The 1,832-nt window shown below is 66.1% G+C and carries 1 protein-coding gene and 1 pseudogene; one reads left to right on the forward strand and one right to left on the reverse strand.

Annotation, left to right across the window (positions count from 1 at the left end; translation table 11 throughout):
- Positions 1 to 157: pseudogene (locus tag MKK88_RS17495) on the reverse strand (aldo/keto reductase); the annotation flags it as partial.
- 346 nt (positions 158 to 503) lie between these two features.
- Between MKK88_RS17495 and MKK88_RS17500 the strand changes: the two are divergent.
- Entirely contained in the window at positions 504 to 1,805 is a 1,302-nt protein-coding gene (locus MKK88_RS17500; protein WP_244001882.1) for a methyl-accepting chemotaxis protein, read from the forward strand.
- Positions 1,806 to 1,832 lie beyond the last annotated feature (27 nt).

Below are 1,832 nucleotides of genomic sequence, written 5' to 3' on the forward strand. Positions count from 1 at the left end.
CGTCGTCGCCCCGGTGCGCGAGGTTGTACTGGTTCTGCACGCAGACGATGTCGGTGATCCGCCGCCCCTCGGCGACCTGACCCGGCGTGGCGTTGCTCAGGCCGATCCGGCGGATCAGCCCCTGGCGCTGGAGATCCGCCACGACCACTGGGCACTCGTGTTCAACCTGTTCCTGTCCATCGCCGCCATGCTCTTGGCCGGCGTCATTCTGGTGGCCGGCGCTCGTGACACCGCCGCTATCCTGATGAAGCTGGATGAGCTGATCCGATCCGTCTAAGACACCGATGAACGTCTTATCGTGGTTGAGGAACGTAGCGCCGAGGAGCTGGTGCTGATCAGGCAGGACCGGCAGCCTTCCTCGCACGCTCCCGTCGATACTGAGGCTTGAGGCTCGGAAGCGCGGTGTTGCTCGCGTCAGCTCCTTTTGAGCGCTATTGGCGATGCCACCATCGTTGCGGCTGCCGCTCGAAGCCGTCCGCAGTTCTGATCAAGAAGGATCGAGCATGCCGAATACCTTTGGCCTCAACCGCACGCTAGGCGGTGCCATCGGCGTCATCGCGCTGGTGTCAGTGCTCAGCAGCGGGGCAGTGCTAGCGACACGTAATCAGTTGCAGGAGGCGACCGACGCCCTCGACCGCTCGACCCAAGTGGTCCGCAGCCTCGACGCCTTCCGCACCGCTATGCTCAACCAGGAGACCGGCCTGCGCGGCTACCTGATCACCGGGCGCGAGAGCAGCCTGGAACCCTACCGCGCGGGTCGGCCGGCCCTCGACGAGACGATCACGCGTCTGACGACCTTGATCGGCAACGATGCCGAGCGGTCGCGCCTATTGACCGATGCCGTGACGGCGGCGCGCGCCTGGCAGATTGATATCGGCGAAACCGCCATCCGAGAAGCAGCCAATCCAGCGACGCGACCGGATGCGGTGCGCATCGAGGCTGAAGGCAGAGGCAAGCAGTTCTTCGACACCCTGCGCGGGAAGCTCGCCGCCATCGACAATCTGGAAGAACGGACCCGTGCGGAGCAGGTCGCGCGCGTCGCAAAGGCTCAGCGTGATGAGAGCTTCGCCCTGTGGGGGGGTACCCTGCTCACGCTCCTGATCTGCGCCGCGATCGGCGTCGCCATCAACCGCCTGATCGTCTGGCCACTAGTTCGCGTGATGAGTTTCGTCGAGCACGTCGGTGAGGGTGACCTTTCAGGCAAACTCGGGGATGGAGGGCACAACGAGATTGGCCGCCTAGGCCGTAGTCTCAACGCGATGGTCTCGGGCCTGTCGGACCTCGCCAAGACCAACCGGGCCGCCACCGCCGACCTGAACGCCGCCGCGGCCGAGATCCGCGCCTCAGCCCAGGAACAGGCGGCTTCCGTGGAGCAGCAATTCGCCGCCGTGCAGGAGACCGCTGCGACCATGGATCAGATTACCCAATCGGGTGCGCAGACGGCTCGGCGCGCCACCGAGGTGATCGCCACCGCCCAGGCCACCGCCCAGACCTCGCGGCAGGGCCTGCGCGCCGTCTCCGACACCGCCAAGGCCATGGACGCGATCCGCGAGCAGGCCGAGGCGGTGGCCGGCAACATCGTCAGCCTATCGGAGAAGACCCAGACGATCGTCGACATAATCGAGACCGTCAACGACATCTGGGAGCGCACGCACCTGCTCGCGCTGAACGCCGCCATCGAGGCGGCCGCGGCCGGAGCAGCTGGCGCTGCTGATCGCCCATCGCGAGGCAACGGACTTCTTTTCCGGATTGCGCTGCGTGGTGCTGGACGAGTTGCACGCGCTGGTCACGTCGAAGCGGGGTGATCTGCTGTCGCTGGCGATGGCGCGGCT

It is taken from the genome of Methylobacterium sp. E-005 (genome assembly GCF_022829725.1).
Taxonomy (GTDB): domain Bacteria; phylum Pseudomonadota; class Alphaproteobacteria; order Rhizobiales; family Beijerinckiaceae; genus Methylobacterium.

What these genes read in the sequence shown, in the direction of transcription:
- MKK88_RS17500 (WP_244001882.1), top strand. Translation starts at nt 504, where the DNA reads ATGCCGAATACCTTTGGCCTCAACCGCACGCTAGGCGGTGCCATCGGC.